This is a genomic window from Paenibacillus sp. PAMC21692 (genome assembly GCF_014303795.1).
GTDB classification, from domain to species: Bacteria; Bacillota; Bacilli; order Paenibacillales; family Paenibacillaceae; genus Pristimantibacillus; species Pristimantibacillus agaridevorans.
Genome location: NZ_CP060293.1, coordinates 5,212,628 through 5,235,148, shown reverse-complemented (window position 1 = coordinate 5,235,148; position 22,521 = coordinate 5,212,628). Strand labels below are relative to the sequence as shown.

The window sequence follows — 22,521 nt, the reverse complement described above, 5'->3', positions numbered from 1 at the left end:
ATGATGGCTATCGTAAAACAAATCAGAAGGCTCACTCTGTTCGAGACGTTGCTGCTTCTGGCCCTGCTCCTGTTGGCGGCCTTTATGTCGCTGCCGATCGTGTTCATTATTAATCATGCGTTCAAGCCGTTCCATGAGTTGTTCCTGTTTCCGCCCACCTTCCTGGTGAAGGACCCGACGCTGACCAACTTCTATGAGCTGTTTATGCGGCCGGTGGCCAGAATCGTGCCGTTTTCTAGGTATCTCTACAACAGCATTATCGTAGCCGCCTTATCCATGGTCGCCGTCATCCTCTCCAGCTGCATGGCTGCCTATGTGCTCTCCAAGCTTCAGTTCAGCCTGAAGAAGGCGGTAATGGCCATGATTATGCTGGCTCTCATGTTCGCGCCGGAGACGGTAGCGATTCCGAGGTATCTGATCGTAGGCTGGCTGCAGCTGAACAATACGTACTTTGGCCATATCCTGCCGGTTATCGCCTCTCCGGTCGCGGTATTCCTGATCAAGCAGTTTATCGATCAGATACCGGCGGAGCTGCTGGAAGCAGCCAAGATGGACGGCGCTTCCGAGCTACGCATCTTTATCCGCATTATCATACCGTTATCGATGCCGGCGATAGCAACCATCTCGATCATTACGTTCCAGGGAGTATGGGGCGACGCTTCGGCTTCCACGCTGTTTATGCAGGACGAAACGATGAAGACACTGCCCTACTATATTACGACGCTGACGAGCGGCATGGCGAATACCGTAGCCGGTCAGGGTATGGCAGCGGCTGCCGGGCTGCTTATGTTTCTGCCTAATCTCATCATCTTCCTGTTCGCCCAGCGACGAATTATGGAGACGATGGTGCATTCCGGCGTGAAATAAAGGCGCAAGGCATTTTTAAGGAAAGAGGTTGACGTGATGGCTAAATACACACGTTTCATAGCTGTTCTGATGGCCGCTTTCTTCCTGTTTCCCGGTACTTCCTCGGCCTGGCAGCCATACGATACCTTCTTTATTTCCCACGGGACGGGAGGAGCGGGCACAAGAACGTTCTGGATGCAGGACGTGTACACGGTGTCCCATACGGCTGTCGGCCAAGGCGATCAGGCGATGAAACAGCCGGCCGACCTGTTTATAGCGGCCGACGACCACTTGTATATTGCGGATAAGGGCAATAACCGGGTTATCGAGCTGAACCGGGATGGCGAGTGGGTAAGGGCGATCGGCGACGCGGAAGGGAGCGGATCGCTGAAGGCGCCGGAGGGGGTGTTCGTCACTCCATCCGGGGATATCTACGTAGCGGACACGGGCAATCAGCGCATTGCCGTATTCGATAAAGAGGGAACCTTCGTCCGAGAGTACAAGAAGCCGGAGGAAGGTTTGATGCCCGCCAGCTACTTCTTCGTGCCGGTCAAGGTGGCCGTCGACGATCGCGGCGTTATGTATATCGTGTCTAAGGGCTCTTATCAGGGAATGGTCCGGATGAGAGGGGACAACGGCGAGTTTACCGGTTTTTTCGGCAGCAACAAAACAAGCGGGACCTGGATGGACCGGCTAAAGCGCCAGATTTTTACGGAGGAGCAGCTTGCCAGGGAGGAGTTGAAGCGACCGGCCGAGATCGGCAACGTTACCATTGACCATGACGGTTATATTTTCGCCACGACGACCGGCGTGTTAAACGATCAGATCAGAAAGCTGACAGCCGCAGGGGTAAATCGCTTCGAATCGTTAAAGTCCGCCCGTTTCGCGGCGTCGGACCAGATGGTGGATGTCGCGACGGATAAGCGCCATTTTTTCTACGTGCTGGACCGCAAGGAGAACAGATACGATGCGATGATCTCCATCTACAGTCCAGGCGGCACCCAGCTTTTTTCCTTTGGCAAGAGCCGAAAGGTTCCGCAGCAGCGGGGCGTGCTCTCCTATCCGGCAAGCATCGGCATCGACTCGGGGAACCGGCTATGGGTGCTGGATTCCGACCAAAGCCTGGCCCAAGCCTATGACCGTACGGAGTTCGGGGATGCGGTGCTTACGGCTGCCGCCGATTATTACATCGGCGATTACGAAAAGAGCGAAGCAAACTGGAACAAGGTAAAGTCGCTTAACGAAATCATCAGCCTGACTTATGTCGGTCTGGGAGAAGTGGCGCAGAAGCAGGAGCGTACCCGCGACGCCATGGCATACTTCAAGATGTCGTACGACAATCAGGGATATTCGGAAGCGTTTTGGACGTACAGACTGGAATGGATTCAACAAAACTTTGCTTATGCCGCAGGAGTTATTGTTGCCTTATGGCTGCTCTTTCGATACGGGCTTCGAATGTTGGCGAGAAGGTCGACACGAAGGATGCCGGAGCATCTTGCTCGTGTCGTGGGGGAGCTTAAAGACGCATGGTACACGCTGTTCCATCCTTATGAGGGCTTCTACCGGATCAAGGGGCGCAAGCTTTCCGTCTTTACGATGCTGCTGCTTTTGCTGCTACTGGTGCTTGCGAAGATGGCGGCACTGTACTGGACCGGATTTATTTTCCGCCCCGTCGACCTAAGCCGGATTAGACTCTGGCCCGAACTGATCGGTTTTCTGGCGCCCATCCTGGCCTGGGTTGTCGCCAATTATCTGGTCAGCACCGTTAAGGACGGCGAGGGACGATTCAGGGATGTCGTACAGGCAAGCCTGTTCGCGGTTGTTCCGTACATTACGCTTACCATGCCGATTCTCTTATTGTCCAACATCTTGGTGTTGGAGGAAGGCATTCTCTACTCTTCCTTGCATACGGTCATGTGGCTCTGGATCGGCGCTTTGTTTATCATCAGCTCTCAGGTTATCCATAATTTTGATTTTGTAGAGAATATCGCAAATAGCACCATTACAGTCGTTACGATCGGAATATTGTTCCTGTTTATCAGCCTGACGACAGGGCTGTCATACAATCTCTACGACTTCTTCTATCAGCTCTACAAGGAGGTGACAGTCCTTGCCTAATATTAAGGCTATTGCGGATCCGGGCGGGAGAAAAACATGGCTGCTTGGCGGCCTGGCATTGGCAATCATCGTTGTCGGGCTGGCGTTATGGTCGCTGTCCAGCCCCGGCATATCCAGCGAGCTGGACATCCCCGCGTATGAAGCTTCAGCTATGGCCGACCCTTCGGGGCCGCCATGGTTAAGCGGTAAACGGGACGTTGCCGGTTTCGCGTCCGCGGCCCGAACCGGCCGCCACGAGCTGTTAGTCAATCCGGCGTCAGGGCAAGTTATCGTCCAAGAGCTGCGGTCCGGCGTTCAATGGCGAAGCAATCCAACGACCGTGCAGTTGGAGAGTCAGACGGTAGGGGGCATCCTTCGGACGAATCTGGAGTCGCCGTTTATTTTGGAATACGCGGAGCAGAACAAAGCGCAGCGTCTGGTTGTAAACGGCAAGGATCCCGGCGTAAAGCTGTCGTTCTCCGCGACGGACAACGGGGTTGCCGCAAACTACGAATTCGAGAAGCTGGGTTTCCGGTTCAGCCTTGTGTACGGATTGACGGACAACGGCTTCCACGTCGCTATTCCGGCAGCCAGCATCACGGAATCGGGTCCATTCCGCATTTTGTCCATCGATCCGCTGCCGTTTTTCGGAGCGGCGGAGGATGATCCCGCCGAGCCGGGATATATGTTCATACCGGACGGGCCGGGCGCGCTCATTCGGTACCCGCAGCAACAGAAGCGCGTAGGCGCGGGCTATTACCAATACGTCTACGGACCTGAACTGACGAACAAATCGTTTGACCCGGTTACCGTCTCCATGCCGGTATTCGGGATAAAAAAAGGGGAGCAGGCATTCCTGGCCGTTATTACGGAGGGGGAAAAGGCTTCGGCCATCCGCGCGTTGACTCCCGGCTTGGTCAGCACATTCAATTCGGTCAATACCCGATTTATTTACAGGGAGGAATACAACCGACGCCTGAATTTGGGGGGGAGAGCGATCCGCGTCTTCCAGAACGAGCTGCTCCGGGAGGACCGCCAGATCCAATATTATTTCATGGAAGAGGATGAGGCGGATTACTCGGGGATGGCCCGGCGGTATAGGAAACATCTGCTGGATACAGGCGGGCTTGGACCGGCTCTTGCTCCCAGCTCCAATATTCCGATGCATCTGACCATCGTTGGCGGAGACACGATCTATTACGGTGACAGCCAATACGAGATCGCGACAACGTTCGAGCAGGGGGAAGAGATCCTTCGGGAGCTGAAGGACGCGGACGTGCATGAACTTCGGATCACTTGGCAAAATTGGCAGCACAAGGGAACTCTTGCGCCGGACTTGAGGCTAAATGTCGAGCGCAAGCTCGGCGGCAAGCCGGGATTGCAGTCGTTTATCGATGCCGCGCATGGGCTGGGCTTCAAGGTGTACCTGAACGCGGTATTGACTCATGCGGATTCCGAAGGTTCGGAGCTGCCGCCCAAGACGTACGGGATCCGTTCCGTGGAAGGAGATACCTTGTTCGATTACGAGTTTTTCTTTCTGAATCCCAATATTACCTACAACTATGCGCAGGAATTGATTAGCGAAGCCGCCGTCCTCCAGGCGGACGGCATCCATTATAGCGGTATTGGAGAAACGGTGTTCCGCGATTATAATCCGCGATTTGCTTATACAAGAAACGATACGGCTTATCTCTATAACCGGATACTGGAACAGACACAGGGAACGTTAGGCGCCGGCAGCGCCTATCTCGGCAATGCTTATGCGCTCCGCTACCTAAGCGATATCCAGCAGTTCCCCGGCGAGACGCATCAGTATTACGCGATTGACGAGACCGTTCCTTTTTATCCGATGGCGGTGCACGGCCATATAACCTATTCCATGGTGCCGGGCAATTTGCGCAGCCAGTACGACGACGAATTTCTGCGGGCGATCGAATACGGAGCTGTTCCTTCCTTTATTTTGACGGCCGAGAGCAGCCGGACGTTGATGCAGACGAAAACCTGGGGCCTATTTACAAGCCAATTCTCGCAATGGAAGGAGAAGGCGGCGGCGGAATACGAGTCGTTTAACCGTTTGGCCTCTCTCCATCATCTGCAGATGACCGGCCACAGCAAACGGACGGAAGGGGTTTACGAAACGGAATACGCGGACGGGACTGTCGTCGTTGTCGATTACAACGAGAAGACGTTTCGCGTTGAGAGAGGGGGAGGTACATGAGCGCGAACGCCAGGCGGCACCGCAAGGCGAGATGGCACTACATGTGGAGAAGCCGCGGGACGGCGTACCTGTTTATGCTCCCCTGGATGATCGGCTTCTGCGCTTTTATGGCATTCCCGATCGGCTGGTCGCTTTATCTCAGCTTTCAGAAGGTAAAGCTGACCGGCGGAGGGTTGTTCTCCTACGAATTTGTCGGCTTGCAAAATTTCAAGGACGCCCTGTTTAAGGACAATGTTTATCCGATCGAGCTTATCTCCTTTTTCCAGCAGATGATTTTGATGGTTCCGGTCATCCTTATCTTTTCGCTGCTGGTTGCCGTCATGCTGAATCAGAACTTCAAGGGCCGGTTTATTTATCGGGCGATTTTCTTTTTGCCGGTCATCTTCTCGACCGGCCAGGTGCTGACCGAGCTGTTTCAGCAAGGGGCGGGCAATGTGCCATTTTTGTCCCAATACGGAGCGGACGCGTTTATCAAGGAGAATTTCAGTCCCGCCATGGCGGCTACGATAACGGAGCTGCTTGGCATGACGATTCTGATTCTTTGGTCTTCCGGCGTGCAAATACTGATTTTTATTGCTGGCTTCCAGACCATCTCGAAGTCAATTTACGAGGCCGTCAGAATCGATGGCGCATCGCCATGGACCAGCTTTTGGAAAATAACGCTTCCCGGCATCAAGCCGTTCATCGGCTTGAACCTGCTATACACCATGGTTGACTTGTTTACCTTCCCGTTTAATCCGGTGATGGAGCAAATCAAGTTGAACATGTTCAACGTGTCGACAGGTTACGGATACGCAAGCGCGCTAGCCTGGTTTTACTTTGTGCTTATTATCGTACTGATCCTGATTATTCTATGGTTTCTAAACCGCTCGAGCAGAGAGAGGAGGGGTTGAAGATGAAAGCGGAAACCGTTATGAAGCAGCTCACGTCCCAGGCAAGGCTCATTCTCATTGGCAGGCGCTCGCAGAAGCTGAAGCTTCTGCTGCTGGGACAGCACATTAACGACGGCATGGCCGCCAAGCTGTTTCTTTATTTTATGCTTTCGATCGTGTCGTACCTGTACCTGCAGCCTTTCTTTTACATGATCTCTACCATGCTCAAGTCGCTTGGCGACCTTCTGGACCCTACCGTGCAATGGATTCCGCGCGTCATCGATTGGGGAAATCTTCGGAAGGCGCTCGACGGATTAAATTATTCGGAGTCGCTTGTCAACACGCTGACGCTGGCGGTTGTACCGTCGCTCATCTCGGTATTGATTTGCTCGCTTACGGGGTATGCGCTGGCCCGGCTTCAATTCCCCGGCAAAAATCTGTTTTTTGCGCTCATCTTCATTACTTTTTTGATCCCGCCTCAGATTATCATCATTCCGCTGTATGTGATTTACAGCAAGCTGGGCTGGCTGAATTCGCCGTTTGTCTTTATCATCCCGGCCTTATTCGGACAGGGACTCAAGAGCGCGCTGTTTATTATTATTTTCCGGCAGTTCTTCCTCTCGCTGCCCAAAGCGCTGGAAGAAGCGGCGATGATTGACGGCGCGTCGATGTTCAGGCTGTTCTTCCGGATCATCATCCCTTTATCGGTGCCGGCCTGCCTTGTCGTTTTCCTGTTCTCGTTTGTCTGGCACTGGAATGAAGGATATCTCTCATCCATGTTTCTGACGCATGACTTCATCCCTCTTTCTACCCGATTGTCCAATCTGGAGACGGAGATCTTCGGCCAAGCGCCGTCGATGGAGATGCTTGCGGTTAATCCCGTAACGGAAGGAACGAAGATGGCGGGCGCGTTTCTGATTGTGTTCCCGCCGCTGCTAGTCTATATGATCGCTCAGAGGTGGTTCGTCGAAGGAATCGAACGCACCGGACTGGTCGATTAAAAGCCTGAAACAAAATTTATTGTAGGAGGTGATGCGGGCGCGGTTGCATACTTGAAATCGAAGCGGGTTGGAGCAAGGCATTTTGCAAGGGGTTAAGCGAGTCCAAATGTGAAAAAGGGAGATGTGAACATGGTTAAAAACAAAAGGTTCGTTTACATTATGATGTACATTCTGATCGTCGCATTGCTTGCTGCTTGCTCAGGAGGCAACAATACGCCTGGCAATCAGGCAACCGGGAGCAATCCGCCCAGTGTCGCGCCGACCGAAAGCGGAAACTCGGATGAAGATCCTCCTGCTCCGGAAACGCCTGCTACAATTCGCCTGGTCGTTTGGGGACCCGAGCTCTGGACGAAAACAATTCCGGAGAAATTTAATGAGAAGTACCCCCATATTACATTGCAGGTGGAGAAAATCGACGGCGGCGACAACGCTTCCGTATTGGAAAAAATTACGGCCTTGAGCGCTGCCGGCACGCCAGCCGATCTGACATGGGTTCCGGGCATTCCGGATTTTATGAAGGATGACCTCCTTCTCGACCTGACCCCGTATATGCAGTCCGACCCGGTGCTGTCGACCGCCGAGCTAAGCCAGCCGGTAAAGGATGCGCTCTCCTGGAAGGGCAAGCTTGTCGCTCTGCCGCGCGCCGTTGACGCGCATGTCATGTTCGTCAACAAGGATCTTCTGGCCAAACACGGCATCGACATGCCGTCCAAGGACTGGACTTGGGACGAATTCCGGGAAATCGCCAAACAAGCTACCGATGCCACCGCCGGAGAATACGGTCTTGCCCCCGGCCCGTTTAATTACATGACGACTCCGCAGGTGTACGCGGTTTCTAACGGGCTGGCGCCGAATCTGAACTTCATGAACGAGGATTGGACGCAGAGCCTTATTGCCGATCCCAATGTATTGTCTGCGGTGCAATGGTATGCAGAGCTGGGCTGGGTGGACGGCTCCCGTCCCTCGGAGAAGCAATCGCAGGATGCGGGAATCGACCCCAACGGCTGGGGAAGCTGGCTGTCCGGCAAGATCGCCTTCGATATTATGGGAACGTGGGAAGGCACGGCGCGCAAGGCCGGCGCACAATTCGACTGGGACGTTATTCCGTTTCCGAGAGGATCGCAGAGCCAGGTCGGCTACAACGCCATATCGCCGATCGGCATCCTAAACGGCACGCAAAACGCGGACGCTGCGGCAAAGTTCCTCTCTTGGCTTTTATCCCCAGACGGACAGCGGGTATTGATGTCGGACGGCAACATTCCGCTCACGACAGATCCGGCGCTATGGGAAGAAGTGCAGCAAACCGGAAGCTGGGCAGGCAAAAGCATTAAGGACGCGGTGCAGGCGGACAGCTGGATTCGCACGATGCCAGGGGAAGACAAATATATTCAATGGTGGGCGGGCGAAACCGGCGGTTTGTTTAATAACGGCGGAGATCTCAGCGTATTCCAGAAATGGGGAGAAGAATTTAACGCTCATTCGCCAACCGTCCGCAAGGAATTGGGATTGGAATAAACCAAAGGGAGCCTTATGCGATGACAACTGAATTGGCTAAACCTACGGCGGCACAGCTGCGCTGGCAGGACCTGGAGCTTGGATTGTTCTGCCACTTCGGCATCAACACGTTTTATGACCAGGAGTGGGGGCATGGAACGGAGGATCCAAAGCGATTTCATCCGACCGCTTTCGACGCGACCCAGTGGGTGAAGGCGGCCAAGGACGCCGGATTCCGCTACCTGATTCTGACCGCGAAACATCATGACGGATTCTGTTTGTGGCCAACGGCGACGACCGATCATTCCGTCAAGGCGAGTCCATGGAAGGACGGCGGGGGGGACGTGGTCCGCGAAGTGGCGGATGCGTGCGCGGAAGCCGGCATTCTCTTCGGCATCTATTTGTCTCCATGGGATCGACACGAATCCTGTTATCCGGACAAAGAAGCGTACGACGAATTTTATTGCAGGCAACTAACGGAGCTTTTGACGGGATACGGCCCGCTGGTGGAGGTTTGGTTCGATGGCGCGGGATCGGAAGGCAGGGAATACGACTGGGGCCGCATCATGTCGCTGGTGACGGAGCATCAGCCGGAGGCCATGGTGTTTAACTTGGGACGTCCCACGATCCGTTGGGTCGGCAACGAAGACGGCGTAGCGCCTTATCCATGCTGGAATACCGCGGAGACGGCCAAGGTCAGCATGTTCACGAAGGATATGTTGACCTGGCTGCCGGATACGCCGGGCTGGGTTCCAGCGGAATGCGACGTCCCGATCCGCGAACTCCATTGGTTCTGGCATCCGGACGATGAGCACAGCTTAAAATCGCTGGATCGTCTGATAGACATCTATTACCGTTCGGTCGGACACGGAACGAATCTGCTGTTAAATATTTCGCCGGATGACAGAGGTCTGCTGCCCGACCCGGACGTTAATCGGCTGCTTGAGCTCAGCGGAGAGATGCGGCGCAGATTCAGCAATCCGATCGGCGAGACGTCTGGTACCGGAGAGACGGTTAGCCTGGAGTGGAAACAAGCAGAAACCTTCGACCATGTCGTGCTTATGGAGGAAATTGCTGAAGGAGAGAGAATAAGGGAATATAAGCTGGAGGCCAGAGTGGATGGCAAATGGGTTCTGCTTGCGACGGGATCGGCTATCGGACATAAAAAAATCGACCGCGTCGGACCGGTGCATGCGGACGGACTGCGCCTGCGCGTAATGTCTTCCGTAGGCACGCCTCTTATTCGAAGACTCAGCTGCTACGCGACAGGGAGTGAACGTTAGCCAAGTTCAGGTTACGAAGTAGATGATGATCGTTCCGGCGGAGGGTTTTGCGACCCTCCGCCGGAAGGAGGTGATCCGGGGCAGCGATAATAGGCCGGCAGAGCAATGCCGGGACACAAGTCCAATGAGGAGAGGGGATTGTGTAAATGAGAAGATGGCGTTCGAAAATCTTATCCCTGTTATTGGCAGCATCAATGAGCGTGACTTTGCTTGCCGGCATGAGCGCGGCACCTGACCGGGCAAGCGCAGACGGGCCTGTTCTCCGTCAATCGTATACGTTTGACGAGGGATCGGGGAGCAGTACGGAGGAGCGGGTGAGCGGACAAGCGCGTACGATTACGGGCACGCCTGCCTGGGTGGCGGGTAAGGAAGGGAATGCGCTGGATTTCGACGGAGTGAACACATCGGTAGTCATGGATGCGGTAAACAAGGAAGCCTTTACGATCGCGGCATGGATTAAACCGCATTCGTACACGTACAATCATTTTGTGTTCGGGCAAGGCGTGTCAGGCGAACAGGAGTACATGTTTAATCTGTGGGTAAACGGAGGCAAGCTGTTTTTTCTGCTCAGCGACGAATCGGGGAACGGCTTCGGCTTATGGCCTTTCTCTACGACAGAGAACTCGATCCCGCTCAATGAATGGACGCATGTGGCCGTGTCGCGTTCGGGCAATCTGTTCAAGCTTTATTTGAACGGTGTCCTGGCGGCAAGCAAGTCGGCTTCGGGCAACCTTGATTTGTCAGGCAACCCGAATCCGCTCCGGATAGGAGCGCAGAACGCGTCGGGCGGAGGACCGATGGGGGTATTCGATGGCCTGATCGATGAATTCAACGTATTTGGGGAAGCGCTTACAGACGTGGAGATCATCATGGTGATGGAGGGTGAGGACTTCGTGGAGGCAGGAACGGACTATTACGTGGACGCCGCGAACGGCAACGACGCCAATTCGGGAACAAGCGCCGGGACGGCGTGGGCTTCGCTGGCCAAAGTCAATTCGACGACATTCCAGCCCGGGGACCGCTTATTGTTAAAATCCGGGTCGGTCTGGACCGGACAGCTTTGGCCCAAAGGATCGGGATCAAGCGGCTCCCCCATCATTGTAGACAAATACGGCGAGGGGAATAAGCCGATCATTCACGGGGCCGGACAATACCAGGAAACGGTCAAGCTGTATAACCAGCAATATTGGGAAATCAACAATCTGGAGCTGACGAACACGGGAGCTTCCAGGACGACGAGGCGGGCTGTCTGGATCGAAGCGCAGGACATCGGGGTGGCAAACCACATTCATCTCAAAAATCTGGATATCCGCGATGTAAACGGCCAGACCGCGGTGCAGGATCTGGAGTCCGGTGGAATCATCGTACGCGTAACGGGCCACGCGACGCCGACCAAATTCCATGATCTGCTGATCCAGGACAATACCTTTACCGATGTCGACAGCACGGGTGTGTTTATCCGCAGCAATTGGCGAAACCGGCTGACCCGGACGGACGGTTCGGGCGCGTGGCTCGGATTTACCGGAGTCGTGCTCCGAAGCAACAGCTTCAACCGGACCGGCGGGGACGCCATCATCGTCTGCGAGAGCGACGCTCCGCTCATCGAATACAACGTCGCGGCGAACAGCTATTACGATTCGGTTGGGTACCATGCAGCGATCTGGGGCATCAACACGGATAATGCCGTCTTTCAGTACAACGAGGCTTACCTCACGCGGAATACGATGGACGGAATGGGCTTCGACATCGATGAGCTGAGCAGCAATTCGATTATGCAATACAACTACAGCCATGACAACGAAGGCGGTTTTATGCTGCTGGTAGGCCAGAGGGGCGGCAACGGCGTCGACTACGATCAGGACAGCGTCGTACGCTACAACATCAGCGAAAACGATGAGCTTGCGCTTATTCAAGCCGTCGGCCGCGTTCAAAACTATCAGGTATACAACAACACTTTTTATACTTCTCCCGGCATGAATGTCCGGTTTCTGATGGCGCCTGACGGCAATAACCTGCCCCAGGGAACGATGAGCTTTAAAAACAATATCATCTACAACCTGGGCACGAATATGACCTATTACTGCGGAAATGCGACTTGCACGTATAACGGCAACATCTATTACGGCAACCACGACGCGAGCGAGCCGACAAACGATCCCAACAAGCTGACGACGGATCCGATGCTGCTGGATCCCGGATCGGGCGGCACGGGTCGGGATACGGTGTTCGGCTACAAGCTGGCGGCGGGTTCTCCCGCGCTGGGCAGCGGAGTGCCCATTGCGAACAACGGAGGCAAGGATTATTGGGGCAATCCGATATCCTCCTCGGCGGCTCCCAATCGCGGTGCCTACGGCGGACCAGGGTTGGCAGGGGCGCCGATTGCAGCCCGAACCATCACCGTGGACGGTACGCTGGATAACCTTACGTCCGTTCCGGGAATCGATCTGGGGACGCAAGGCACGGTTGTGATGACGGGTTACGGCGGAGCGAGCGACCTCAGCGGAATGGTATGGCTGACTTGGGATGCCAATCATCTCTATCTCTCTGCGAGAATCAAGGATGATACCTTTCACCAGCCGGAATCGGGCGGCAATATTTGGCTGGGGGACAGCATCCAGTTCGCGGTATCGCCGGGGCTGCCTGGCCAGCATGCCGGGATGAATGAATTCGGTATGGCGCTAACGTCGAGCGGTCCGCAGCTATACCGCTGGTCCGGGATCAACAACTCAAGCGGTACGGTAACGAATAGACAGCTGTCTATTACCAGAAACGCGATCTTGAACGAAACGGTATATGAGCTTGCGCTGCCATGGACCGAATTATCCCCGATTATAACGGCGAATCAAACCTTCAGTCTGTCGCTTCTGGCGAACGATAACGACGGTTCCGGGCGCAAAGGGTGGATAGAGTGGGGCGGCGGCATCGGCGGCTCCAAAAATACCGCGTTGTTCCATCCGGTTACGCTGCAGTAGGGCTGCCGGCTTGCAGCCATCTCCTATTAGAAAGAGGTGTACATGAAAAAATGATCACAAAATCCAAAATAGGGAAAATGTTGTGCCTGCTGCTCTCCGTTGCGCTTCTGCTTTTCCCTTTCGGGGTGGCGGCAGCCAATCCATCAACCGCGCAAGACGCTGTGGCAGCCAAGGAGGATTCGGTAGAAGGTGCGGACAGGCACGTCGGCGGACGTTCCGGCACGACCTATTACGTAGACTCGTCCCGCGGGAACGATACGAAATCCGGCAAAAGCAAAGGCTCCGCCTGGAGGACGCTGGACAAGGTAAACGCCATGACGTTCCAGCCGGGCGACAAGGTCCTGCTGAAGGCGGGTTCCGCTTGGACCGGCCAGCTTTGGCCCAAGGGCTCCGGCTCTAACGGGCGTCCGATCGTCATCGACAAGTACGGATCCGGCCCCAAACCGGTCATACACGGAGCCGGCTTATACCAAGAGACGGTAAAGCTATTCAACCAGCAGTATTGGGAGATTAACAATCTGGAGATTACAAACACCGGGGAGGCCAGAGACACGCGCAGGGCAGTATGGATCGAAGCCCAGGATATCGGAACGGCCAACCATATCTACCTTAAAAATCTGGATATCCATGACGTAAACGGCCAGACCGAGGTGCAGGACCTGGAATCCGGCGGCATCATCGTACGCGTCACCGGCAGCGCGACCCCGACCAAGTTCCACGATCTGCTCATCGAGGACAATACGTTCGTGGACGTAGACAGTACAGGCATTTACGTGCGCAGCAACTGGCGCAACCGCGATACAAGAACGGACGGTGTAGGACCGTGGCTCGGTTTCACGGAAGTGGTTATCCGAGGCAACAGCCTGAACCGAACCGGCGGAGACGCGATCATCGTATGCGAAAGCGAAGGGCCTCTTATCGAATACAACGTCGCGGCGAACAGCTATTACGATTCGGTAGGGTACCACGCCGCGATATGGGCGATCAATTCCGATAACGCGTTGTTCCAGTACAACGAGGCCTATATGACCCGTACGACAATGGACGGGATGGGCTTCGACATTGACGAGCTTTGCAACAATTGCGTGATGCAGCACAATTACAGCCATGATAACGAAGGCGGCTTTATGCTGCTTGTAGGCAGGAGGGGCGGGGACGGCACGGGCTACGACAAAAACGGCATCGTTCGCTACAACATAAGCGAAAACGATGACCACGCGATCGTTCAAGCTGTCGGCCGAATGGATAATTATCAGGTATACAACAATACCTTCTACACGTCGGAGGACATGAAGGTTCAATTTCTGAAGGCGCCTGACGGCAACAACATGCCCCAGGGCACGATGAGCTTCAAAAACAACATCATCTATAATCTGGGAACAGACATGACCTATTACTGCGGCAATGCGACCTGTACGTTCGACTCCAATACCTTCTACGGCAACCATGATCCAAGCGAGCCGGACGATCCCAACAAGCTGACTTCCGACCCGCTCCTGATCGGAGCCGGTTCCGGCGGGACCGGGCGTTCGACCGTCGACGGTTACCGGCTGGGAGAAGGTTCTCCTTCGCTGGGCAGCGGTTCGGTTATTGCGGACAACGGTGGCAAGGACTATTGGGGCAATGCCGTGTCCTCCACCCAGGCTCCGAACCGCGGTGCCTATAACGGCAAAGGCGTTGAAAACGAACAGATTGGCAGCGGAATTAACAGCTATCTCTTCAAGAAGGAAGCCAAGGAAGTCCGCATGCTCTCCTCTTCGATGCCACAGGAGGTTGCGATCCGAGTCAATGGAAAGTTGATTGTAAAGGATGCCGACGGGGAAGCAACGTCTTATTCTCCCGATAACGCCGGTTATGTTTATCTGACCCTGTCGGAAATTGCCCTGGAGTTGACGGGCAAAGTGAAGGAGATAAGGCCAAGCGGCAAATACGCGCTGCAGGCAAGCAGCGCTTACCGCGGCGATGCGATCCGTCTTAAGCTCACAGTGGATAACACGGGCAAGCCCCGCTCGGCGATCAATGCCCGGCTTCTCATTGAGGGACAGGAGATACCGGTTAAGGTGGCTTCTGGCAAGACAGCCGAAATCGAAGTGAGTGTTCCTGCTTCCGAGTTGGCCGGCAGCTTGCGGCTGGTTGGAGAGATCGTCTCCCATGGGAAGGCAATTGCCCGGATCGCTGCAAATGTTGAAGTGCTTGAACCTCTGCAGATGGAGGTTAAGCATGAGTTGAATGAAAATGGGGAAGCGCTTCGAGTCCGAATCCGCAATGTCTCGGATACGAACAGAGTTCTCAATGGGCTGTTATGGACGATCGGCGAGCAGGACGGAATCGAAGCGCAGCAAGCCTCCGTTCCGGCAGGCGGCGATTATGTTGCCCTGCTCCCGCTGGATGCCTATCGCCCTTCGAGCAGCTACCCGGTCAAGATTACGCTGGAAGCCGCCGGAGGAGTATCCCTCGCTTACGAAGGACAAGTGACTCTCGCCACTTTGCTGGCGAACAAGAGCATCGCGGTTGATGGCGAACGAGACGATTTGGCCGACTTGCCGGTTATTCAACTGGCGGAGGAAGGAGCGGTCCAAATTCCGGGGTATGGCGGTGCGGCGGATGCAAGCGGCAGCGTATGGGTGACCTGGGATGAAGAGTACCTGAACATAGCTGCCGCCATTCGAGACAATGTCCATTCGCAAGAGCAATCGGAAGGCCAAATATGGCTTGGCGACAGTATCCAGTTTGCCCTGTCTCCTGGAATGCCTGGCGACCATGCAAGCATGTACGAGTTCGGGATGGCACTGACTCCTTCCGGGCCACAACTGTATCGCTGGTCAGCCATCGGAGGCGAAGCCGGGTTGATTGCGGATGCAGCGCTGGCCGTTGCAAGAGACGAGACGCGTCAAGAAACATATTACGAGCTTGCTCTCCCTTGGACAGAGCTTTCGCCAATCTTGCCTGATGACAGATTGTTCGGCCTTTCATTGCTGGCGAACGACAATGACGGTCACGGGCGCAAAGGATGGATCGAGTGGGGCGGCGGCATCGGAGGCATCAAAGACCCGGGCCAATTCAAGCCGATGCGCTTGATCGGCCAGGTTGACCGCGTGCTGGAAAGTCTGTCGATCAATGAACCGCTTGCTTATAGCGCCCTGCCCGTGACTTTGACGGCGACGGGAACCTTCGATGACGGCTTCGTATCGCGGATTACGCATGCCGAGTGGTCGTCCAGCAATCCCGATATTGCCGCTGTCGCAAACGGAACCGTGACCTTCACGGGCGAGAAAGGACCGGTTACGATAACGGCGTCTTACCGGGGAAAGGAAGCGTCGGTCAGCGCGGTAATCGAGGATTTGGGGCAATATTACGCATTCGATGAAGGAGAGGGAACGACGACGAAGGACAGCGCAAGCGGCATCTCCTATGCCATCGAGGGAGAGCCGGTCTGGGTGGACGGCAAAGAAGGCAAGGCGCTGCTGTTCTACGGGAATTCGGTCAAAATCAGTCCGATTGCCAAGGACGACTTTACCTTTATGGCATGGATCAAGCCGGAATCCGATATGCACAACCATACGATCCTAGGCCAGGGAATTACCGGAAGCCAGGCGAATATGTTCAACTGGTGGATTACTAACGGGCAGTTGTATTTCCTTGTTAGCGATGCGGAAGGTGCCGGACATGGCATGTGGCCGTTCAACACGGAGCCTGGCTCCGTGCCGCTGGGCGAATGGACTCATGTGGCCGTCGCGAGAGAAGGCAATACGTTCCAGATGTATCTAAACGGCGACAATGTGTTGACGAAAACCGTGCCCCATCATCAAAATCAGCTCATTAATCCCAATCCGTTCCGGATTGGCGCGCAGAACAATGGCGAGGGCGGTCCTTCCGAAGGTTTTCACGGCGCAATCGACGAGTTGAGGCTTTATCCCGAGGCGCTATCGGCGGATCGAATTCGGGAGCTGAGCGGGATCGAAACCGAAGGGGAGCCGGCAATAAAGGAGGTGGAGACGCTGATGGCCGTTTCCAACGTGGCTTACGGTAAAACCGCGCTTGTCTCGTCGTCGCGCGACGGCAACGTCGGATCGCGCGCATTCGACGAGTCTGCCGGAACGAAATGGGAGAGCGAGGCCTCCGATCCGCAGTGGCTGATTGCCGACTTGGGTAAACCTCACCGGATCAACCGCACGAAGCTCTCTTGGGGGAGCGGCGGGTCGGGTCGGGCGTTCAAGATTCAAGTATCAAACGATATGATTCAATGGACGGACGTATATTCCACGACGACGGGGAACGGCAGCGTGGTGGATGTCAGCTTCCAGGATACGGATGTCAGGTTCGTCCGCGTTTACGGTACGAAACGGAACGGAACCGGCGGCTACGGCGTCCAAGAGTTCGAAGTATACGGGGAAGAGATTCCGTACCAGCCGCCTGCGGTGGCGCCCGTCCTACCGCATCTGCCGATTCCGACGGAGCCGCAGATTGCCTATCAGAAGATGGAGACGATCGCATTTGCCCATTTCGGCATGAATACGTTCACGGACCGGGAGTGGGGAACGGGAACCGAGAGTCCGTCGCTGTTTAATCCCACGGATTTTGACGCGAGGCAGTGGGTCAGCGCGCTTAAGGATGCGGGATTTAAGCTGCTGATTCTGACTGCAAAGCATCATGACGGCTTTGCGCTGTGGCCGAGCGCTTACACGACGCATGACGTAGCGAGCAGTCCATGGAAAAACGGGCAGGGCGACGTGGTCAAGGAAGTTTCCGATGCTTGTCTGGAGTTCGGCATTAAATTCGGACTTTACGTGTCGCCATGGGATATGCACGAGCCGACTTACGGTTCGGGGCTGGCTTATAATGATTTTTTCGTCAACCAATTGACCGAGCTGATGACGAACTACGGCGAAATAAGCGAAATCTGGTTCGACGGCGCGAAGGGAGACAATACCCCGCAGGATTACGATACGGAAAGATGGTATTCCGTCATTAAGCAATTGCAGCCCAATATCGTTATATGGGGCGCTCCTGGAGATGCTCGCTACATCGGCAACGAAGACGGAATCGCAAGCGAAACGAACTGGGCCAAGGTTGTCCCGCAACAGCCGGGCAATCCTTACTGGACGCCCAACCAATATGGAGAGGGCAATCCGAACGGCACGGCATGGCAATCCGGCGAAGCCGACGTACCGCTGCGGCCAGGCTGGTTCTACCATGATTGGGAGGATACCCATATTAAAACGTTGCCGGAGCTGATCGATATTTATCAGAAATCGATAGGGAGAGGGGCCAACCTGCTGCTTAACGTATCGCCGGATAAACGAGGCAAGCTGGTGGACAGCGACATTAACAGATTGATGGAGCTGCGCAATTGGATCGACCAGGCTTACGGAGTAAATCTGGCAGCGGGGTCATCCGCTTCGGCAAGCAATGTCAGGGGCAATGCTTCCGCATACGCGGCGGGCAAACTGACGGATGGCCAATATGACAGCTATTGGGCAACGGACGACCAGGTGACTTCGGCTCATGTCGATTTGAATCTGGGAGCGACGAAAACGTTTAATGCGGTTACGCTGCAGGAGTATATTCCGCTCGGTCAGCGCATATCGGGATTCAACGTGCAGGTGCGGATAGGTGGCAACTGGACGACGGTAGCGACCGGCACAACGATTGGCTACAAGCGCATCGTCACGTTTGATGAAGTGGAATCGGATCAGGTTCGCATTAATATTCTCTCTTCCCAGGCATCGCCTCTGCTTAACTTTGCCGGCGTATACGATATCGGCGAGCTGGGTGCCGGCGGCGGAAGCCAGGATGCAGACCGCGAGCAATACTTCGACTTTGATGAAGGCCAAGGCTCCACGGCGACGGAAAGCGTAAGCGGGCAGGCGCTGTCCATTGAGGGCGGCTACAGCTGGGTGCCGGGCAAAGTCGGCCAGGCGCTGCGTTTCAACGGATCGGATACGTCGATCGTGACGGATTCCATCGTCAAGGACAATTTCACCTTCGCGGCCTGGATCAAGCCGGAGTCCGACGGCGCGAATCGGATCATTCTCGGTCAAGGCATTACCGGCAGCCAGACGAACATGTTCAATTGGTGGATCGCAAACGGCAAATTGGAATTCCTGATGGCGGATGCGCTTGGCCAGGGCCATTCCTTATGGCCTTTCGCGACCGCAAGCAGCTCTATTCCGCTTAACGAATGGACTCATGTTGCCGTATCGAAGGCGGGAAGCCAGTTCAAATTGTACATTGACGGCCAGCTCGCCTTGACCAAATCGGCTTCGTCGGATATCGTTCAGACCAATAATCCGAATCCGTTCCGAATCGGCGGGCAAAATGCCGCCTCGCAGGGCGCCGCCGAGGTATTCCACGGCGCCATCGACGAGCTCCGGATGTATCCGAGAACGCTGACGGATCAGGAGGTGTTCGCGTTGAGCCAGGCTGGGGGACAGCCGCCTCAAGTGATCAATGTCGCGCTTATCGGCGACAGCATTACGACGGGCAGTTACCCTGCGCAGCTGCAAACGCTCCTTGGCCCGAACTATTATATTAATCCGTATGGATCTGGCGGTACGACGATGCTGAAAAACGGCGATCACCCGTATTGGGACAGCTGGGAATTCGTCAACAGCTCGAACTGGGAGCCGGATATCGTAGTCATCATGCTCGGCACTAACGATTCTACGGCGATCAACTGGCAGTACAGCTCGGAGTTTGTGTCCGATTATGAAGACATGATCGACCATTATCGAGGCCTGGCTTCGCAGCCGACCGTCTACGTTGCGACTTCTCCTCATAATTATTGGCCGGGAAACGTCGTGACGAGTCAGGTGGTGCCGCTGCAGATTCAAGCTGCGGCCAACAAGGGAAGCACTGTCATTCATGTCAATCCGGGCACACAGAACATGGGGCATAACTTCCCCGACAATGTCCATCCCAACGATGCCGGGTCGACGGCTATCGCCACAGCGATATATAACGCACTCAAAGGAACCGGCAATCCTTCGTTGACCAGTGCCTTTTCTAAGATCGAAGCGGAACATTACAGCTCCAAAAGCGGCTCCGTACAGGCCGAGCCTAGCAACGAAGGGTCGGATAATCTCGGTTTTATCGGAACGGGAGATTATACGGTCTATGAGGATGTCAACTTCGGCTTGGGCGCAACCTCCGTGGATGCCCGTATCGCCGGTTCGACTGTAGGCAAGATCGAGATACGACTCGGCAGTCCGACGGGTACGCTGATCGGTACGGTGAACGGGGTAAATACCGGCTCCTATCAAACCTATACAACGGCTCAAGCCGCATTAAGCAGCGTATCGGGCGTACATGATGTGTACCTGGTCTATACGGCCGGATTGAATTTGAATTGGTTCCAGTTCAAGCAATAAGCAATAAACCATTCGAAATACTCAATGGCGGCCCCGATCCAGTCAAAAGGATCGGGGCCGCCACTTCACGAGCCATTCCCGCAATACATATGACATTTTAGTTGATTAATCTAGCAGCTGGAACAACCATCTTGTTTCGTAAAGATAGACAGCCGTCCAAGGCGGATTCGAACGAAGTTTCGAAAGAAAAGACAATTGGAACTTGACGAGCTTTCGTTTAAAGTTGCCCTATAGGATCGAAACTTTCGAGGAGGGCGATGTCATGCGTTACGAGGCAATGTCGGAAAAACATCTGGATGGAATGGTATCCGTCTGGAATTCAGAATGGGTCCGGGTGTTTCCCATGAGAGAGCCATTAATCGCTCAAAATGTGTTCGAGGATCCCAATTGGCTGCGTCATGGTTCGTGGGTAGCCATAGATGAACAGCGAGATCGGCTTGTCGGATTCGTTGTAGCGAAGGCGTACCGGGAAGAACTTGCGCAATATGGCCTTAAGTCCGACGCGGGATGGATTCAAGCTCTCATCGTGGAGCAGGACAGCCGGGGCATCGGCATAGGGAGCGAGCTGCTTCGCCGGGGGGAGGAAGCCCTTCGAAGGTTAGGCGTTCAACGCATATCGCTTGGCAATGACTTGCAAAGCCGCTTGTTTCCCGGCTTGCCGGGGCCGGAAGGGGCAACGAAAAGCTGGTTCGAGAAACGAGGGTATGCTTTTAAAGAAGAAGTCTATGATTTGCTTAACAGGTATGGGGATGAAGCAGGAGTGGCGCTGCCCGAAGTGCAGGATGCGCAGTTTAGAGTCGCAATCCCGGAGGATCGTGAGCGAATGACGGATTTTATGAGACGTTGTTTCCCGGGGACGTGGGACTATCAGCACCAGGAGTATTGGAAGCGCGGCGGAACAGGCAGGGAATACGTATTGCTGGAGAGAGAAGGCAACATCATCGGGTTTTGCAGAATGAACGACGAACGTTCGCCGCTGCTTGCGCAAAATATTTATTGGGCTCCGCTTTTCGACGATCCTTTGGGAGGAATAGGGCCGCTCGGCATCGACGAGACCTATCGCGGATATCGATATGGCATCTCCATTGTGCAGGCGGCGATCCACTACTTGCTGGAGCGGGGCAGTCGCCATATCGTAATCGATACGACGCCGTTCGTCGATTTTTATGGCAAGCTTGGGTATACAAGCTGGAGAACCTATGCGAAATTCGAGAAAACGATCGATCTTACGGGTAGTTCCACGTTTCGGCCAGAATGACCGTTATAATGGATATTTATTATGGAGTACAGACTGGCAACAGTTCTGGGCTCCATTTTTGTTGAAAGATCAAGTTTTTGTGTTGGATCGGCGGATTTGACAATGGTTTGTATAATCGCAACAATATGCAAATCTTTCCGTCTAATTTGGTGAATGATTGTAAATCAGGGAATGGAGGGAAAGGGTTGAAAGTATCTGTTTATTTGCTGTGTTTAGCGGCAATATGTATATTGCCTGCATGCACGATGGAAAGCAACAACGACTCCGGGGGAAGCTTGGCAACTAGCGTCACCAGCGAAACCGGCATACCCAACGAGTCAGTTTCGAATGAAACCGCACAGCCAGACAATGTGTCGTTTCTTAATCTGGACCAATTAGAACAGTACGGGATAATTACGGGGACATCCAGGGAGTATACCGAAGCGGATATGGCCAATTGGGCTAAGGACGACATGCAAAAGGATTACGTTGCCGTCATTAAAAATTATATGCGGCAGGAATTGGGGCACGAAGCCAGCTATCTAGATAGTGTGGATGGCACCTACAATCCAAGAAAAGTGGTGGTGGGGACGACGGAAGGAAACACCTACATGCTTGAGCTTCGAAAATGGTACAATTATAACGGCATTTGGACAGTAACCAATTTTGCACAGTTTAAAGAAGACGGAGCCATGCCCCCGGAACAATCGGTCAAATATGAATTTATTGATGTTGCAAGCATTGGCGATCCGGGTATTTTAAAGGAAGCCAACGAAAAAATCTCGGCTAGAAACGCGGGACATCATCACTTTACCGCAGACGATACGCTTTATATATTGCTGGTAGCGGGCAAGGAACATTCTGTTGAGTTGTTGAATGTGTTCGGGAATGAAAGCCTGATGAGGATCCAATACGCGAGCATTGAAAATAAAGATCCGCGGTTTGGCGAAAACCCCTATTTGCTCCTAAGAGTGGATGCTACGGTAATGGATCTTTTTATTCAACAATTTTCAAACACGAAGGTTGACGATATAAGATTAAATTTGCCTTGATTAAAGGCAGTTGCCCATTAATTGGTCAACTGCCTTTTTGCTTTGGTCGTAAATGGTTGTCCGCTATACGAGCGGCAAT

The 22,521-nt window shown here is 54.3% G+C and carries 11 protein-coding genes; all 11 read left to right on the top strand.

The genetic code is table 11. The annotated features are described in order from the left end of the window. The 11 genes from H7F31_RS20990 to H7F31_RS20940 all read left to right on the top strand — a co-directional run bounded on the left by H7F31_RS20990 (position 1) and on the right by H7F31_RS20940 (position 22,442). Complete coding sequence (locus H7F31_RS20990; RefSeq protein WP_108992611.1) at positions 1–867, top strand: carbohydrate ABC transporter permease; 867 nt, start codon at positions 1–3, stop codon at positions 865–867. A gap of 36 nt (positions 868–903) precedes the next feature. Continuing rightward, positions 904–2,964, top strand: coding sequence for a YIP1 family protein (locus tag H7F31_RS20985; protein ID WP_187100382.1), 2,061 nt, complete (start codon positions 904–906; stop codon positions 2,962–2,964). Then, positions 2,957–5,161 (top strand): DUF5696 domain-containing protein, encoded by a 2,205-nt coding sequence (locus H7F31_RS20980; RefSeq protein WP_187100381.1) that lies wholly within the window; start codon positions 2,957–2,959, stop codon positions 5,159–5,161. The genes H7F31_RS20985 and H7F31_RS20980 overlap by 8 nt, the downstream gene beginning before the upstream one ends. Continuing rightward, positions 5,158–6,054 carry a carbohydrate ABC transporter permease gene (locus tag H7F31_RS20975; protein ID WP_261800086.1) on the top strand — a complete coding sequence of 299 codons (897 nt, stop codon included), beginning with the start codon at positions 5,158–5,160 and terminating at the stop codon, positions 6,052–6,054. The genes H7F31_RS20980 and H7F31_RS20975 overlap by 4 nt, the downstream gene beginning before the upstream one ends. Positions 6,055–6,056: 2 nt before the next feature. Then, the gene (locus H7F31_RS20970) at positions 6,057–7,034 is read left to right on the top strand and encodes a carbohydrate ABC transporter permease (protein WP_187100380.1); all 978 of its coding nucleotides are present in this window, start codon (positions 6,057–6,059) and stop codon (positions 7,032–7,034) included. A gap of 129 nt (positions 7,035–7,163) precedes the next feature. Beyond that, the gene (locus H7F31_RS20965) at positions 7,164–8,549 is read left to right on the top strand and encodes an ABC transporter substrate-binding protein (RefSeq protein ID WP_187100379.1); all 1,386 of its coding nucleotides are present in this window, start codon (positions 7,164–7,166) and stop codon (positions 8,547–8,549) included. A 20-nt stretch (positions 8,550–8,569) separates the two neighbouring features. Further along, positions 8,570–9,811, top strand: a complete 1,242-nt coding sequence (locus H7F31_RS20960) for an alpha-L-fucosidase (protein ID WP_187100378.1) — start codon at positions 8,570–8,572, stop codon at positions 9,809–9,811. Between the two features lie 146 nt (positions 9,812–9,957). Further along, positions 9,958–12,783, top strand: a complete 2,826-nt coding sequence (locus tag H7F31_RS20955; RefSeq protein ID WP_187100377.1) for a LamG-like jellyroll fold domain-containing protein — start codon at positions 9,958–9,960, stop codon at positions 12,781–12,783. A 50-nt stretch (positions 12,784–12,833) separates the two neighbouring features. Continuing rightward, entirely contained in the window at positions 12,834–20,153 is a 7,320-nt protein-coding gene (locus H7F31_RS20950; protein WP_187100376.1) for a LamG-like jellyroll fold domain-containing protein, read from the top strand. Between the two features lie 262 nt (positions 20,154–20,415). Beyond that, the gene (locus H7F31_RS20945) at positions 20,416–21,411 is read left to right on the top strand and encodes a GNAT family N-acetyltransferase (protein ID WP_187100375.1); all 996 of its coding nucleotides are present in this window, start codon (positions 20,416–20,418) and stop codon (positions 21,409–21,411) included. Positions 21,412–21,596: 185 nt separating this feature from the next. Then, positions 21,597–22,442: a hypothetical protein gene (locus tag H7F31_RS20940; RefSeq protein ID WP_187100374.1), complete on the top strand. Its 846-nt coding sequence runs from the start codon at positions 21,597–21,599 to the stop codon at positions 22,440–22,442. Positions 22,443–22,521: the final 79 nt, after the last annotated feature.

Coding starts and splice junctions, on each gene's coding strand:
- H7F31_RS20950 (WP_187100376.1), top strand. CDS start 12,834: ATGATCACAAAATCCAAAATAGGGAAAATGTTGTGCCTGCTGCTCTCC.
- H7F31_RS20960 (WP_187100378.1), top strand. CDS start 8,570: ATGACAACTGAATTGGCTAAACCTACGGCGGCACAGCTGCGCTGGCAG.
- H7F31_RS20965 (WP_187100379.1), top strand. CDS start 7,164: ATGGTTAAAAACAAAAGGTTCGTTTACATTATGATGTACATTCTGATC.
- H7F31_RS20945 (WP_187100375.1), top strand. CDS start 20,416: ATGCGTTACGAGGCAATGTCGGAAAAACATCTGGATGGAATGGTATCC.
- H7F31_RS20975 (WP_261800086.1), top strand. CDS start 5,158: ATGAGCGCGAACGCCAGGCGGCACCGCAAGGCGAGATGGCACTACATG.
- H7F31_RS20985 (WP_187100382.1), top strand. CDS start 904: ATGGCTAAATACACACGTTTCATAGCTGTTCTGATGGCCGCTTTCTTC.
- H7F31_RS20955 (WP_187100377.1), top strand. CDS start 9,958: ATGAGAAGATGGCGTTCGAAAATCTTATCCCTGTTATTGGCAGCATCA.
- H7F31_RS20990 (WP_108992611.1), top strand. CDS start 1: ATGATGGCTATCGTAAAACAAATCAGAAGGCTCACTCTGTTCGAGACG.
- H7F31_RS20970 (WP_187100380.1), top strand. CDS start 6,057: ATGAAAGCGGAAACCGTTATGAAGCAGCTCACGTCCCAGGCAAGGCTC.